This is a genomic window from Planktothrix pseudagardhii, assembly GCF_904830925.1.
Classification (GTDB): domain Bacteria; phylum Cyanobacteriota; class Cyanobacteriia; order Cyanobacteriales; family Microcoleaceae; genus Planktothrix; species Planktothrix tepida.
Genome location: NZ_LR882967.1, coordinates 2,953,446 through 2,968,238, shown reverse-complemented (window position 1 = coordinate 2,968,238; position 14,793 = coordinate 2,953,446). Strand labels below are relative to the sequence as shown.

General features: G+C 38.4%; 13 protein-coding genes. 4 read left to right on the top strand and 9 right to left on the bottom strand.

Translation table 11 applies throughout. From position 1 onward, the window contains the following. Positions 1 to 9: 9 nt before the first annotated feature. Together NMK36_RS12515 and NMK36_RS12510 are read right to left on the bottom strand one after the other, a co-directional pair. Positions 10 to 1,665 (bottom strand): glycoside hydrolase family 55 protein, encoded by a 1,656-nt coding sequence (locus NMK36_RS12515; RefSeq protein WP_254173860.1) that lies wholly within the window; start codon positions 1,663 to 1,665, stop codon positions 10 to 12. Positions 1,666 to 1,690: 25 nt separating this feature from the next. Then, positions 1,691 to 3,070, bottom strand: coding sequence for an aminopeptidase P family protein (locus tag NMK36_RS12510; RefSeq protein ID WP_072721423.1), 1,380 nt, complete (start codon positions 3,068 to 3,070; stop codon positions 1,691 to 1,693). A gap of 191 nt (positions 3,071 to 3,261) precedes the next feature. On the opposite strand from NMK36_RS12510, the gene NMK36_RS12505 reads away from it, so the two are divergent. Beyond that, the gene (locus NMK36_RS12505) at positions 3,262 to 3,696 is read left to right on the top strand and encodes a DUF4332 domain-containing protein (RefSeq protein WP_072721426.1); all 435 of its coding nucleotides are present in this window, start codon (positions 3,262 to 3,264) and stop codon (positions 3,694 to 3,696) included. 6 nt (positions 3,697 to 3,702) lie between these two features. On the opposite strand, the gene NMK36_RS12500 is transcribed toward NMK36_RS12505, so the two are convergent. Further along, positions 3,703 to 4,311: a TetR/AcrR family transcriptional regulator gene (locus NMK36_RS12500; protein WP_072721428.1), complete on the bottom strand. Its 609-nt coding sequence runs from the start codon at positions 4,309 to 4,311 to the stop codon at positions 3,703 to 3,705. Positions 4,312 to 4,496: 185 nt separating this feature from the next. Here NMK36_RS12500 and NMK36_RS12495 point away from each other — a divergent pair, with 185 nt between their 5' ends. Both NMK36_RS12495 and NMK36_RS12490 read left to right on the top strand, forming a co-directional pair. Then, positions 4,497 to 6,077: a M16 family metallopeptidase gene (locus NMK36_RS12495; protein WP_438822821.1), complete on the top strand. Its 1,581-nt coding sequence runs from the start codon at positions 4,497 to 4,499 to the stop codon at positions 6,075 to 6,077. A 59-nt stretch (positions 6,078 to 6,136) separates the two neighbouring features. Continuing rightward, positions 6,137 to 7,618, top strand: a complete 1,482-nt coding sequence (locus NMK36_RS12490) for a M16 family metallopeptidase (protein WP_072721432.1) — start codon at positions 6,137 to 6,139, stop codon at positions 7,616 to 7,618. Between the two features lie 124 nt (positions 7,619 to 7,742). Here the strand turns inward: NMK36_RS12490 and NMK36_RS12485 are convergent, their stop codons facing one another. After that, complete coding sequence (locus NMK36_RS12485) at positions 7,743 to 8,126, bottom strand: hypothetical protein (RefSeq protein ID WP_072721434.1); 384 nt, start codon at positions 8,124 to 8,126, stop codon at positions 7,743 to 7,745. 127 nt (positions 8,127 to 8,253) lie between these two features. Beyond that, on the bottom strand, positions 8,254 to 10,944 hold the full coding sequence (gene gyrB, locus NMK36_RS12480) for a DNA topoisomerase (ATP-hydrolyzing) subunit B (protein WP_072721437.1): 2,691 nt from the start codon (positions 10,942 to 10,944) through the stop codon (positions 8,254 to 8,256). A 189-nt stretch (positions 10,945 to 11,133) separates the two neighbouring features. Here gyrB and miaA point away from each other — a divergent pair, with 189 nt between their 5' ends. Then, a complete protein-coding gene (gene miaA, locus NMK36_RS12475; protein ID WP_254173859.1) occupies positions 11,134 to 12,057 on the top strand; it encodes a tRNA (adenosine(37)-N6)-dimethylallyltransferase MiaA in 924 nt (307 codons plus the stop codon). A 24-nt stretch (positions 12,058 to 12,081) separates the two neighbouring features. Here miaA and NMK36_RS12470 read toward each other — a convergent pair whose 3' ends face one another. From NMK36_RS12470 to NMK36_RS12455, 4 genes are all read right to left on the bottom strand, one after another. After that, positions 12,082 to 13,074, bottom strand: a complete 993-nt coding sequence (locus NMK36_RS12470; RefSeq protein WP_254173858.1) for a hypothetical protein — start codon at positions 13,072 to 13,074, stop codon at positions 12,082 to 12,084. A gap of 72 nt (positions 13,075 to 13,146) precedes the next feature. After that, complete coding sequence (locus tag NMK36_RS12465) at positions 13,147 to 13,341, bottom strand: hypothetical protein (protein ID WP_072721441.1); 195 nt, start codon at positions 13,339 to 13,341, stop codon at positions 13,147 to 13,149. A gap of 4 nt (positions 13,342 to 13,345) precedes the next feature. Next, a complete protein-coding gene (locus NMK36_RS12460; protein WP_254173857.1) occupies positions 13,346 to 14,107 on the bottom strand; it encodes a hypothetical protein in 762 nt (253 codons plus the stop codon). 82 nt (positions 14,108 to 14,189) lie between these two features. After that, positions 14,190 to 14,699, bottom strand: coding sequence for a cysteine dioxygenase (locus tag NMK36_RS12455; protein WP_254173856.1), 510 nt, complete (start codon positions 14,697 to 14,699; stop codon positions 14,190 to 14,192). Positions 14,700 to 14,793: the final 94 nt, after the last annotated feature.

Below are 14,793 nucleotides of genomic sequence, written 5' to 3'. Positions count from 1 at the left end.
TGAGATGAGTTAGCGCAGTGGAGAACATGGTTGAACGTTAAAACCGGAATTATTATTAACTTCAATAGAACAAGAATAATTTAATTTTCCGCTTTGGTTTCCTTGGTTTCCAGAGATTTGATTCCCCTGACCGCCTAAACTGCCTTTAGCAATAATATTCCCTGAAACTTGATTATTAATAATTTTAACCTGGTTCATACTATAAGGTTGATTATTAGTATCTGCCATCACAAAAATATCAGAATCGATGATTTGATTGTTTTCAATCGTGGCATTATTGATGTCTTGAACCTTATAAAGTCCAATATAAGCATTGCCTTTGTTATTTTTTATTTTAACATTTTTAACCGTTGTTCCCCCACAACATTCTTGAATTAAAATCCCTTCTCCATCTACGCTTAAATAATTTGTTTCTCCGATTTGATGACGATAAACTTGATAATCATTTCCTTCAATTAAAACATTCCATCCTGACCAGTCAATTCCTCGATTTTCTAACGTTACTGCACCCGTCGCTTCTCGTGTTCCTGTGGGGTCTGTCCACCATTGTTTATTGGGTTCATCTTTAATTTCATTATCTTGAATCATTAACCCATCTCCAGCCGCATGAATAGCGACTCGCATGGTATGGTAAACCCAATTATCTCGAATCACAATTCCTTTGCGAAAAAGTCCAGGTTCAGTGGTGGGAGTTCCGGCTAATTGAAACCCATCTTTTTTTCCCCCTCGGTTAACCGAAATTCCATAATGGTTACTATAATTAAATGGAACTTTATTGCCTTCTTCATAGGTTATAACTTTCTTTTTATCTTTTGACTGTAAGCGATATCCGGGCTGTTCATAATTATCTGTAATTTTATCATTTATTCGGTTATTAGCAACTAACAGATTTTGATAGACCGTGAGTTCAATATTAGCAGCAAAGCGATGACTATAACGTTGCCAAGGGTTCTGAAATTCAAGGTTTGGAACTTTCGGATCGGGTTTAGCGACGTTATTACTGCGAATTCCAAATATAATAATATTACTACTTTTAGTATTATCTAAATCCCCAACAAAGTTAATCGCACCTCGATTAATATCTAGGTTAACGATGCCAATATTACTATCTTGATTTGGAGTTTGGGTCTGAATGCTTTTAAAGGCGGTTTCGTTGGGAGTTCCGTTTCCTGAAAGTTGGGGTTTATATTCAGGAAATATTAATTTTGCCGGAGGATTATAATCATTTAATTTTGCCGATTTAACATTAGGTGTTTCTCCGCGAATCACAACACTTGATTTAAGTTTAATGCTATCATCAAAAATATAGGTTCCTGATGGAAAATAAACAACCCCTCCGCCATTATTTGCTGCCGCATCTCTAGCAGCATTGAACTGTTCTACTACTGTTGAACCGGTAAAATCTTTAATATTATAAACACAATTCCATTGAATTTTATTTGTCCAAGAATAGGAATTATTTCCATAAAAAGAGGCAATTGCATTATCTGTTTCTCCCCCACTAGGGCTTCCACAGGTAGACAAACTAGGGGAGGAAGATAATATTGAAGAATTATCTGACAATAATAGGGTTGTAAAGGCATAACCTACTACGGTTAATCCTATAAAAATGATCGTTCCTAAAAAGAAAATTATAAACCGTTTAACTCGTTGTTGTTTAAGCATAATTTGACTGAAGAAGACAATAAGATTACTGTTGAATTAATGCTTCTATCTCTTCAATAGAGGTTGGCAAATTTTTCGTTAAAATTTCTGTTCCTTTTTCCGTTACTAATATATCATCTTCGATTCTAATTCCTCGGACATCGGCAAATTGTTCTAACCGTTCCCAATTCACTTGTTTTTGATATTTTTCCCGATTTTCAGAGTTATTTAAAATAGCTGGAACTTGATAAAATCCGGGTTCTATGGTAACTAACATTCCGGGTTGTAAGGGTCGATTTAACCGCAAAAAGCACCAGCCAAACCGTTGACTTCTGACCCGTCCGGGTTCATATCCGGCTAAATCTCCTAAATCTTCCATGTCATGAACATCTAACCCTAGTAAATGCCCAATTCCATGGGGAAAAAATAAGGCGTGAGCATCCTGTTCTACTAAGTCTTCTGGACTTCCATTTAATATTCCTAATTCTACTAATCCTTCGGCGATAACCGTTGCTGCCATGCGATGAATATCTTCATATTCTATCCCCGGTCTAATAGAATCAATACAAATATCATGAGCCTTTAAAACTACTTGATAAATATCTCGTTGAGTTGAAGAAAAGGTTCCAGAAACAGGCCAAGTTCTGGTAATATCAGCAGCCCATCCCATCTCGGTTTCTGCTCCCACATCAGCTAATAATAAATCTCCAGTTTTGAGAGGATGATGATAGTGATTATTGTGTAAAACTTCTCCCTGTACCGTCACAATACTATTATAAGAACAGGTCATATTATGACTGATAATTACTCCTTCCATTGCTGCCCGAATTTGTGCTTCTAATTGAGCAGTTTTTGTTGCTTTAATTCCTGCTTTATGGGCTTCTACACTGACTTCTGCGGCTTGGCGTAATTCGTTTAATGCGACTTCATCATGGATTAAACGTAACGTAATAATCGCGTTTGTTAATTCTAAATCTATTCCTTTTGGTTCACTTGCGGATACAAGAGGACAGTTTAAAAGTTGACGTTGTTCTGAGGCAGTAATGGGATCTTGCACCACAATTGTAGCAGCATCTTGAAGATAATTGGATAACTCTTTTAAGGAATAATGAGCATCCGCACCGATGAATTCTGCAATTTGATTCCGTTGAGGCATTTCTCCATGCCAAAGGGTACTACCTTCTGGAGGATCATCCATAAATAATTCTAAGCGACCTTGATCTAAACGAATAGCTGCATTTTCTAAGGGAAATCCCGCAAAATATAAAAAATGACTACTCGCACGAAACGAATAAATATTAGCGGGAAAATTTCGAGAAACTGCACAACCTGACCACAAAAGTGCTGGAAAATCTATTAAATAACTGAGTTTTTTGCGCCGTTGACGGAGGGTATCAATCAGTAATGGTGAAGGAGTGAATAACATAATTAAATTAAGATCAAAATCATTTGAGTTTATTTTAATCTAAAATTCTAGAGAAGTGTGAAATTAATCTCAAGGAAAAAATTGATTCAGTGAGATGGTAAAACCCTGTGCTCCATTTTCAGATGAAATCAGTTTAAAATAAAATTGGTCTTTCTCTCTACCCTAAACTTGAAACTAGCAGAATTCAAACTATGACATCTTTTAAACCAAACGCCCATAACCTCATTCAAGCTGTTGATTGGCCGATTTCTCAACTTCCGGGCTTGAATTCGGATAATCAAACCCGATTAAACAATTATGGCATTAAAACCACCTGTCAACTGTTAAAAAAAGGCAAAACCCCAGCAGATAAAATGCTTTTGGCGAATTTTCTTCAGATTAATATTAGAGATGTAAACAAGTGGATTGCAATGGCGGACTTAGCTAGAATTCCGAGTGTTGGGTGTCAATATTGTGGACTATTGCTTCATTCTGGTGTCAGTTCAGTTAGCCATTTAGCCAAGTTACCCGTTCACCGTTTACATCAACAAATCTTACGTTTTTATGTCGCTAATTTACAGCGAAGAGATTTATGTCCGTCTGTTGATCAAATTCAACAATGGGTGCAACAAGCCAAATTTTTATAGCGTTTTTCAGTCTTTTGCTAATACTCCATTCAGAAAAATATCGGCTAATCCTTCTGCCATTTCTTTCATCGCTTGGGGAGAGGCATTAGGTTCTAGGAAGGTACTATAACTAAACCCAGCAACAGCAAACATTCCTAAAAAAACTTGAGCTACTATTCTAGGATTCATGGGTCGATAAACCCCTTTTTGCATTGCTGTTTCAAAAAACGCTTCAGTTACAGTAGTCATTTTAGCAATAATTTCTGATTGAATGCGATCGCGTAATTCGGGATGAAATTGAGCTTCTAAAAAGCAAATTCGCATCATATCAGCATTTTCATGTAGGTTTATGATTCGTCGATGCAACAGTTGTGCTATGGCTTTATAGTTTCCCATTGCACTTAATTCTGTTAACAAATCGGTTAAAATTTCGACCCATCCTTCGGTAACAATGGCGATTAAAATAGCTTTTTTATTGGCAAAATGTCGAAATAATGTCCCTTCGGCAACCCCTGCGGCGATGGCTAAATCACGAGTCGTGGTACTATCATACCCCTGATGGGCAAATAGCCGTCGTGCAGCCTGTAAAATCTGCGTTTCTAATGGCGATGATATGGAATGATTTAGATGTGGCATAACCTTCTGATCATACGCGGCTGTAGTCTTAGCCTATCATCCGTTTGCAAAGACCGACCTTGAACGATATAACTCTTCATAGTTTGACTTCATACTCAGGTTATAATCCGATATGATCAGGCTTTAAGATAGATTCGGCAATCATTGCTTCTGCCCTTCTTGTCAAATTACATCGATAAAAATCTATGTCTTTGGGTTATTTTTTCACCGGGAAACCAAGAACAAAGAAATGCTCCTTTCTAGGACAACGTTTGTTTTCTCTGGTTTTAAGCATTTGTTTATTTTGGGTGATGGGATTTCAAACGGTTTGGGCTGATGAAATTTCACCCTCAACCCATTCCATTCAACCTTATTTAAAACGAGTTGCCCGAGAAATTACTGAATTTACTCTCGATAATGGCATGAGATTTATCGTTTTAGAACGTCATCGTGCACCTGTGGTTTCTTTTTTAATTTATGCTGATGTTGGCGGCGTTAATGAACCTGATGGACAAACAGGAGTCGCCCATTATTTAGAGCATTTAGCATTTAAAGGGACTCAAAAAATTGGTACAACTAACTATGAGGCGGAAAAACCGCTATTTGAAAAGCAGGATCAAATTTTTGAACAAATTAAACAAGCCAAGGCAGAAGGAAACACTGCAAAACTTAAGCAATTAATGGATGAGTTAGAAACATTAAGTGCAGAAGCAGATCAATATGTAAAACAAAATGAGTTTGGCAGAATTGTAGAACAAGCGGGGGGAGTAGGCATGAATGCAGCAACTTCCGCCGATGCAACGTTTTATTTTTATAGCCTTCCTGCTAACAAGTTAGAACTGTGGATGTCTTTAGAATCAGAACGATTTTTAGAACCTGTTTTCAGAGAATTTTATAAAGAAAAACAAGTGATTTTAGAAGAACGTCGTTTGCGAACCGAAAATTCTCCGGTCGGTCAAATGATTGAAGAATTTTCAGCTACCGCTTTTAAAGTTCATCCCTACCGTCGCCCTGTTATTGGATATGTGGAAGACTTAGAAAATTTAACCCGTGAAAATGTTAAAGATTTCTTTGAAACCCACTATGTTCCCAATAATTTAACAGCCGTTATTGTAGGAGATGTTAATCCTGATGATGTCAAAAATTTCGCTGAAATTTATTTTGGTCGTTACAGTGCCAAACCCAAACCTCCTCAATTGAATATTGTCGAACCGCCTCAAACGGAAGCGCGTGAAATTACGTTAAAATTAAAAACTCAACCTTGGTATTTTGAAGGATACCCAATTCCAGCCTTAAATCATCCTGATTCTGTGATTTATGATCTAATTTCTAGTCTCCTCAGTGATGGTCGAACCTCTCGTTTGTATAAATCCTTAGTGGAAGAACAAAAAATTGCCTTAGCTGCCCAGGGATCAAATGGATATCCGGGGAATAAATATCCTAATTTAATGTTCTTTTACGCGATGCCAGCACCGGGTCATACTGTTGATGAAGTGGCGACAGCATTACGTCGAGAAATTGAACGTTTCAAAACCGAATTAGTGTCTGAAACTGAATTAGAACGGGTTAAAACTCAAGCTAAAGCGGGTTTATTGAGATCCTTAGATTCTAATATGGGTATGGCATTTGCCTTAGCTGAGTATGAGGTTAAAACGGGATCTTGGGTCAATTTATTTGAAGAGTTAGAAAAAATTGATGCCATTACTGCCCAGGATATTCAGCGAGTAGCCCAAACTATGTTTCGTCCTGAAAATCGTACCATTGGACGGTTATTATCGGACGAATAAGAGGTAAAATTCAGAGTTTTATTGGTTTTTTTTCAGTCTCATTCAACTTTTGATTAACTATGTTGACTTTCAATATTTTCAGCACGAAAAAATCTAAATTATTGTGGGCAGGATTACTATTGCTCACAATGGTTGTTACTATTTTTTGGCATATTCCTGCCATTGCAGCCACACCCAAACATTACACCGATTTAACGTTTCCCCCCTTACCTGAACTTCAACTTCCCGACTATGAGCGCTATCAATTAGATAATGGAATTACGGTTTATTTAATCGAAGATCATGAACTTCCTTTAGTCGGAGGAACCGCTTTATTTCGGACTGGAGATCGATTTGAGCCGGCGGATAAAGTGGGTTTAGCCAGTATAACCGCAGAGGTGATGCGAAATGGTGGAACCTCTCAACATCCCGGCGATCAATTCAATCAAATCTTAGAAGACAAAGCCGCTTATATCGAAGCTGGAATTCATACAACATCCGGTCGCATTAGCTTTGGAGGATTGAGCGAAGATTTACCAACTGTGTTTGGATTATTGGCGGATTTAATTCGCAATCCTACCTTTCCCCAAGATAAATTAGAGTTAGCAAAAACTCAAGCAAAAGGTGGGATTGCTCGTCGGAATGATGAACCTGAAGAAATTGCGGGCAGAGAGTTAGTTAAACTCATTTATGGTGCAGATAGTCCCTATGCAAGAACTACAGAATATTCCACATTAAACAAAATCAACCGTGAGGATTTAGTTAATTTTTATCAACAATATTTTCATCCTGAAACGATGATTTTGGGAGTTGTTGGGGATTTTGATCGGCAAAAAATGAAAGCATTAATTGCTGAAAAATTAGGAGATTGGAAACCGTCTCAAAAAGCTGTGATTCCTCCCCTTCCTTCTGTTTCTCAAGTTAATACGGGGGGAGTTTTCTTTGTTGATCAACCTCAACTGACTCAAAGTTATGTGGAAATGGGGCATTTAGGGGGGTTATTAAATGATCCGAATTATCCCGAATTAAGCGTTATGAATAATGTAATTGATGGGTTTGGTGGACGTTTATTTAATAATGTGCGCTCGCGCCAAGGATTAGCTTATTCTGTTTATGGATCTTGGGGTGTAAGTTATGATTATCCAGGGATTTTTAACGCAGGTGGACAAACTCGTTCAGAAACAACAGTTCCTTTTATTCAAGGAGTAAAAGCTGAACTGGAACGCTTACAAAAAGAACCCATTAAGCCGGAAGAATTAACGTTTGCGAAAGAATCAACATTGAATTCTTTTATTTTCAATTTTGAAGATCCCGGTCAAACCTTGTCGCGTTTAATGCAATATGAATATTATGGCTATCCCAAGGATTTTATCTTTGATTATCAACGTCAAGTGGAAGCAACAACGATTGAAGATGTTCAACGAGTTGCTCAACAATATCTCAAACCCGAAAATTTAGTGATTTTAATTGTAGGAAATGAAAAGATGATTAATCCACCCTTAAGCAGTTTAGATCAAAAATCAAAGGTTACGACTATTGATGTGACAATTCCTGGGAGTTAATATCAGGGTGGGTTTTACCCACCTTATTCTCCTATAGGTTAAAACCCGAACTTTCTTTCATCTAAAATTCCTTTTCTTAATAGAAGGAAGGGATCTGTCCAATCTTCAATAACTAAACCAGAAATTAAGGAAAAATCTTTTCATCATAATTATCAGGATCATAATTATCGCTATCATCATCACATCGTTCAATTATAAGACTTTTAGCAATTTCAGCAAAGTCACAATCATCCTGAAAAACACCCGCAAATTTCAACCAAGGGTTTTCCGATTGTTGAGTAGATACTTCTTCTATTTCAAAAGGAATAATTTCTAGCTTATCATAATAAGTATACAACAAGGTTTTTAAATTTTCTAGGGCTTCTTCCTGCGTTGAAGTTTCAACCTGCAAGTTAGGAAGTTCTATAAAAGATGCACGTATTTGCGTTGCATTTGAACGATCAAGCAAAATATTAAATTTTACAGGAAGCGACTGAGATAATTTTAGAGACGGAAGATTAAGAGTCATGGCATTGCTAGTGATGATTTTTTAATTGAATCATAGCATTTTTTTGCCTTTTTAACGAACTTAAAATTATTAGAGGGAATGAAACTCAGGGTTTTCCTAATTCCATCCCCTCTAATAATCCTGTTTTTTAGATGTCTAAATCCGTCAAATTCAAGCGGGGAGCATGGGTTTCAATAAACTCCCGACGAGGAGCAACGCGATCGCCCATTAACACGGTAAAAATCCGATCTGCTTCCGCCGCATCTTCAATTTCAACTTGTTTAATCATGCGAGTATCGGGGTTCATGGTGGTTGTCCAAAGTTGTTCTGGCATCATTTCTCCTAACCCTTTAAACCGTTGAATATTGTAGTTCGCATTGGCGGGTAAACTTCCCAAATACTCCTGCAATTCTCGCTCATTGTAGCAGTATTGATGGTTGCGTCCCCGTTCCACTTTATACAACGGAGGACAGGCAATATAAATATAGCCTTGATCGACTAATTCCCGTTGATAACGATAGAAAAAGGTGAGCAATAAAGTACGGATATGGGCTCCATCAACGTCCGCGTCAGTCATAATGATGACTTTATGATACCGCAATTGAGAGGAATCAAATTCTTCTCCTTTAATGCCTAATCCCAAGGCAGTAATTAAAGATTGAATTTCATTGTTTTTGTAGATTTTGGCATCATCGGTTTTCTCAATATTGAGGATTTTTCCGCGTAAAGGAAGAATGGCTTGAGTACGGCGATCGCGTCCTTGTTTGGCACTATTATGTACAAAGATACCCGCCGATAACGCAAAGTTATGGCTATGGGGAACTTCGATATCATAAACATCATGCCGTTCTTCTAGCCATTCAATGGAAACAACCCGATGGTTATAGTTCCGAATTGCCATGCGAGTTGCAACTTCATTTCCATCAAAATAGCGATCGCAAAACGTTTTAAAGGTCAATATACTGTTATCCGTTTGCTGTTCTTGCTCACTTTTACTGTCTTCAAGATCAGAATAAAGTTTGTATAGAGTCGCAATGGTTTGAGTATAATCGCTTTCATTCGTTTGTTTCCATTGCCATTCTAAACGCTCTTGATCTGCCTGTTGTTTTAATTGATAAGCCTCTGTTAATAAATGAGTATCAATCCATTGATCAGAACCTGGATTCCATACCAGTTCCTCATCCTTGAATTCCCCCTCTATTTCTTTCTGAGAAATTTTTCGATGAAATGGCATCAAGGAATCATCAGGGGTTAATTCTGCTGCGGCTTTATAACTACCATCCCTTAACATAAAGGGGTGATCAGGAGTACAAATCAGGGTTTCTCCATTATCTAAAGTTAATTTCACGACTTGGGCATCTTTTTTGGTCAGTCGTGCATTAATAATGCGTTCAATGGCAATATTGCCACTTTGATTAATGGTGTAGCAAAAATGCTCTTTCCCCTCAGCTTGTTCATCAACAATTTCTTTAATTGTCTTTTTAGAACCATCAGCCAGCGATATATAAGTACAATCCAAAAAACAACCGCCCGCACTATCGCCTTCAACTAAGAAAATCTCGGATTCTTGGGGATCACGGGTGCTGCAATCGGCTAATTTACCAGGTAAAGGAGAAGATTCTAAGACCGATTTTCGACGCACTAAATCCCGTGCTCGTCGAGCGGCTTCTGCGGCTTTAAACGCTTGGATGGCTTTTTCAATCACCGCATCGGCAATTCCTGGATTAAATTCCAAATACTCGGTTAACGCTTCCCCGACCAAGGAGTCAACAATTCCCCGAACTTCTGGATTTCCTAATCGGGTTTTAGTTTGTCCTTCAAATTCAGGATCGGGAACTTTCGCGGAAATGACGGCCGTTAACCCTTCTCTAATATTTTCCCCGCCTAAATTAGCTTCTCCTTCTTTGAGTTTATTCCGTTTACGAGCGATTGTATTTAAAGTTCGAGTTAGAACAGTTTTTAACCCTTCTAAATGGGTGCCTCCATCAATGGTTCTAATATTATTAGCAAAGCCTAAAATTGTATCACTATAGGCATCGGTACACCACTGCAAAGCGACTTCAATTTGAACATTATTCCGTTCTCCAGAAATATAAATAATATCTTCATGGAGGGGTTGTTTATCGTTGTTCATGTAGGCGATATACTCCCTAATCCCGCCTTCATAACAGTAGGTTTCTATCCGAGGAGTTTCCCGTTTTAACAGTTCTAAACGATGATCGCTGAGAGTGACTTTAACTCCCGCGTTTAAGTAGGCAAGTTCTCGTAAACGCGAAGCAATTGTATCACAATCAAACTCAATTCCAGTCGTAAAAATTAAGGAATCGGGGAAAAAGCGCAAAGAGGTTCCCGTTCTGTTTTCTTTGATGGGTTTTGAGGTGAGTTCCGTCACCGGAGTTCCCCGTTCAAAGCGTTGGCGATATTCTTTTTTATCCCGAAAAACCGTAACTTCTACCCATTCCGATAAGGCGTTAACTACAGAAACCCCCACACCATGCAAACCCCCAGAAACTTTATAGCCACCACCGCCAAATTTTCCTCCAGCGTGCAGAACGGTTAACACGGTTTCTAAAGCAGACTTTCCGGTTTTAGAATGGGTATCAACGGGGATACCTCGACCATCATCGGTGACGGTGACAGAACCATCGGCGTTGAAATCAATTTCGATGTGGGTGCAATAGCCAGCCAGCGCTTCATCGATCGCGTTGTCTACAACCTCGTATACTAAATGGTGGAGTCCTCGCGGCCCGGTGGAACCAATGTACATTCCAGGGCGTTTGCGAACGGCTTCCAAACCTTCAAGAACTTGAATTTGGTCGGCGCTGTAATTGCTGGTCATTTGATCACGACTCCAGTATTGATAAAGTAAAAACGTCTCTTATGGCGTTCTTACAGTAAAATGACAAAACTTTCAAAAATTGTAGCACAAATAGGTTGGAGAGGATTGTAGAGCATTCTCAAAAGAAATTTGGACAGGGTATGTACCCAATAGACTCAGTTCGGAGTGAGGCGTTGAATAGGAGGAGAGTTGACTATTTCTACAATATCACAGCCACCCCGGTTAATTGTAATCTGCGGTGCGACGGCGACGGGGAAATCAGGATTAGCAATTCAGTTGGCGGAACGCTTGGGGTCTGTGATTTTGAGCGCGGATTCTCGGTTGGTGTATCGAGAGTTTGATATTGGGACAGCGAAACCAACCGTTGAAGAACGTCAGCGTGTTCCCCATTATTTGATTGATATTTGTGAACCGACGGAGACTTTAACTGTAGCAGATTATCAGGATCAAGCTCAACAGTTGATTACAAAGGCTTCTGAATCTCCGCCTTTATTATTAGTTGGAGGTACAGGATTATATCTTAAATCTATTGTGCGGGGAATGAAAATTCCGAGGGTTGCACCTCAGCTTGAATTGCGATCGCAACTTGAAGCATTAGGTCAATTTCAATGTTATCAAATCTTACAGCAAATTGATCCGATGGCAGCGCAAAAAATTCACGCTAATGATCAAGTTAGAACTTTACGAGCTTTAGAGGTTTATTATATTACAGGTCGCCCCATTTCTGAACAAAAAGGGGAAAATCCCCCCGATTATCCGATTTTTCAAATAGGTTTACAATGTGAATCGGACGCATTAACTTCTCGAATTCAAAGGCGAACGGAAGAGATGATTGAAAAAGGATTTGTGCAAGAAGTTGAACAGTTATGTCAGAAATATGGGAGTGAGTTATCTTTGTTAGAAACTTTGGGATATCAGGAAATTAAACAATATTTAGCGGGTGATATTTCTTTAGAAACCGCCAAGGAATTAACGGTATTGCATACGCGACAATTTGCCAAGCGACAAAGAACTTGGTTTCGAGCAATTTCTGAAATTCAATGGTTTGATGCAGAGAGTCCTAACCTATTAGATGAGGTTTTCTACTTTATAAATTCAAGAAAGTCCCACTAGCATTAGTGAGACTTCATTCAATCATTAAGAATGGGGATTAGATTTAAGTTGGAACTGAGGATTTAAACCCTGATTAACATTCCCATTCGATAACCCATGATTGGATTCAATAGAATAGCCCCGTTGTTGTAATTCATCTTGAATTTGAAGGAGTTCTAATTTGAATTTTTCATTAATGGCTTTTATCTGCTGTTTAATGGCATTTTCCCAAGCTTCTCGATTGATTAAACCCACAGCAGGTTGACTTAACTCCCGTTCCTTTTCATGAATCGTTTGTTGCCATTCTTTTAAGACTTTATGATATTCATGCTTCAGTTGTTCAATCCAAAGTTGATTTTCCTTTTTGTCTTTTTGCTCTGGCGTTGCTTGGGGATAGTTTAACAAATATCGGGTTAATCCATCCAGTACCCAAAATTTTCGGCTTGCGTCTTTAATAGTATTAAGGTTTTCACTTTTACGGTGTTGAAAATAGAGGTCAAACTTTTGAGCAATTTGGCGTTTACATTGAGGATAATCAACGATTTTACCTTTATAAAAGGCTGTAATAATTGTTAACGCAATACCCAATAACGGCACAACGTAGGTAATCCAATCTCCATCCTCTCCTTGAAACCGCACATAGAAAAGAGTTGCTGCATATTCAATTATTAAAAGAGTGAGGGCTAACGCCACAAACAACAAAGTTGTTTGATGAAGATAGTCTTTTAATACCGCATTAAATACCTCTTGTTCTGCTTCAGCCCGAATGGCAATCAGTTGATTTCCAGTAATTTGTGCCTTTTTGTGTTTGAGATTAATTTGTGTTTGATCATTCTGGATGTCTCGTTGGATGCTAGAAATAGCCACCCAATAACTAATCGCCCATTCAGTGAAATAAACTAAGGGAAAACTGATTAATAGAGCAGAAACTAATCGCCATTCCCCAGGAAAGCCTGCTAAGGCTGCATAGGGGGCACGGCTATTCATTAAAGCAGCCAAAGTCACAGCAAAAAGTACAAAAAATTTATGCAAATTCATGGTTTCATTCCTCAAACTACTAGAACTTGAAGGGTAGGGAAAGTGTGTTTAAAAACAATTTCCCATGCTGGTTTACGGTTTAAAAGATGAAGGGGAATTATCTTGATATTTTCGTTTCATTTCTAGCGCATACTTTAAAGGGGCAAGAATGCTGATGTTTTGAGATAATGGAGAGTAAAGGGTATAAATTGTTGAGAGTTGATCAGGTAACAACTTCTCAGCCATTAACTCCTGTAAAATCACGTCTTCATCCCATTTAGAAATCATAATGTTACTCCTGATGAGAACGAATTTTTTGAATTGAATCTTTAACGCAGTTGCGGATATTCTGATTACAAAAGTGGGTATTAGGTAAGTCTTTTAGACTATCCCAAAGTTGTGAATTAAAGCCTGTATTGCCATCATTGGTACTCCCAACCACTAATAACATCCCGTTTCGGGAAGCAACTTTATCACCTAAATTCGTTAAGGTTTTGGGACAAAATTCTTCCTGTTCGTTGGCTTGAACTTGTAGAATAACCATCAGAGTTTCAGAATGGCGATCGCTCATTTCTCCAGCTAATTCTAAAGCACCACAAATATAGGTTCCCTGTCCTTTGGTGGGTTCAGTTTTTTTATGACACAGAGAATACAGATCACTCTGGTCTTTGATGACAGTTGGATCAGATGCAATCAGATCTTGTTGGCTGACTTGAATTAAAGCGGCTTTATCCCCAGATTTAGCAACATCAGCCACCCCAAAACAAGCATCTTTAGAAATTTTGAGTTGCTCAGGATCATTTAAGGCTGAAGCACTAATATCTATTATTCTGATTAACAATAAATTGGCTGGTTTCTCGCACCCACTCAGCACTAATACTAAGAAGAGAAAGCCTAAAATACAAATCAGTAACCAGCCCCAATCAATATCACCTCCTTCTCCTTTTTTAATAAATTCAGACTTACATTCAGTGCACAGCCATTCTTGATGATTTGGGAGTTGTACTAAGTCACACATTCTACGACCTTGTTTATGATCTCTCGGACAATCCATAAAATAAAACCTCCTTTTCTTTTAATGACAATTCTGAAGAAAGGAAAAGGCTAAACTTGACCTTTTCCTTCGGGTTTAATTGCTAACCTCGAACCGGAGAATAAACGTGCAAAGTTACGCAATTTTCAGAACTTTGATTAACCAGTTGATGAAACTCATAGCGTTCTGTCCAAGTAACATCTCCGGCGTTTACAGTTTCTTCTTTCCACAAAATTAATTGGCGTTGTTCATCAGGAATATAACGTTGCTGGGTAATCGATCCTTGGAGCACTTTCGTAACATTTAAAGCTGCATTTTTATGGGGATGAACACCGGACGTTTGACCCGGAGCCCAACAAATGACGACAATTTCAAAATCGTCATTACGAACCAAAGTTTGCCACCCATAGCGGTCAGGAAGAAACAGCACAAACGCTTCCCAGCATTCCTTTGGTAAATCTAAGCGAGTCACCAGGTCTTTCAGCTTATCCAGAGTTAACAAATGAGAGGGGATGACCTTCATGGCCATCACAAATTTCTCAAGGTTTAAGGCTTTAATAGCCCTGTCCGATGACGGAACAGCGTTGTTCTGAGGTACAATTTGAGTGATCATTAATTTTTAAGCCTTTGGTAAGGTTGTCTGTTTGCAACTGAATCAATGGCTTTTATCGCCTTCAACCCAAGGTTGCTATGCAATTGTCAAGGTT

Excerpts from the sequence above, each read along its gene's own strand:
- NMK36_RS12515 (WP_254173860.1), bottom strand. The coding sequence starts at position 1,665 with ATGCTTAAACAACAACGAGTTAAACGGTTTATAATTTTCTTTTTAGGA.
- NMK36_RS12510 (WP_072721423.1), bottom strand. The coding sequence starts at position 3,070 with ATGTTATTCACTCCTTCACCATTACTGATTGATACCCTCCGTCAACGG.
- NMK36_RS12505 (WP_072721426.1), top strand. The coding sequence starts at position 3,262 with ATGACATCTTTTAAACCAAACGCCCATAACCTCATTCAAGCTGTTGAT.
- NMK36_RS12500 (WP_072721428.1), bottom strand. The coding sequence starts at position 4,311 with ATGCCACATCTAAATCATTCCATATCATCGCCATTAGAAACGCAGATT.
- NMK36_RS12495 (WP_438822821.1), top strand. The coding sequence starts at position 4,497 with ATGTCTTTGGGTTATTTTTTCACCGGGAAACCAAGAACAAAGAAATGC.
- NMK36_RS12490 (WP_072721432.1), top strand. The coding sequence starts at position 6,137 with ATGTTGACTTTCAATATTTTCAGCACGAAAAAATCTAAATTATTGTGG.
- NMK36_RS12485 (WP_072721434.1), bottom strand. The coding sequence starts at position 8,126 with ATGACTCTTAATCTTCCGTCTCTAAAATTATCTCAGTCGCTTCCTGTA.
- gyrB (WP_072721437.1), bottom strand. The coding sequence starts at position 10,944 with ATGACCAGCAATTACAGCGCCGACCAAATTCAAGTTCTTGAAGGTTTG.
- NMK36_RS12470 (WP_254173858.1), bottom strand. The coding sequence starts at position 13,074 with ATGAATTTGCATAAATTTTTTGTACTTTTTGCTGTGACTTTGGCTGCT.
- NMK36_RS12465 (WP_072721441.1), bottom strand. The coding sequence starts at position 13,341 with ATGATTTCTAAATGGGATGAAGACGTGATTTTACAGGAGTTAATGGCT.
- NMK36_RS12460 (WP_254173857.1), bottom strand. The coding sequence starts at position 14,107 with ATGGATTGTCCGAGAGATCATAAACAAGGTCGTAGAATGTGTGACTTA.
- NMK36_RS12455 (WP_254173856.1), bottom strand. The coding sequence starts at position 14,699 with ATGATCACTCAAATTGTACCTCAGAACAACGCTGTTCCGTCATCGGAC.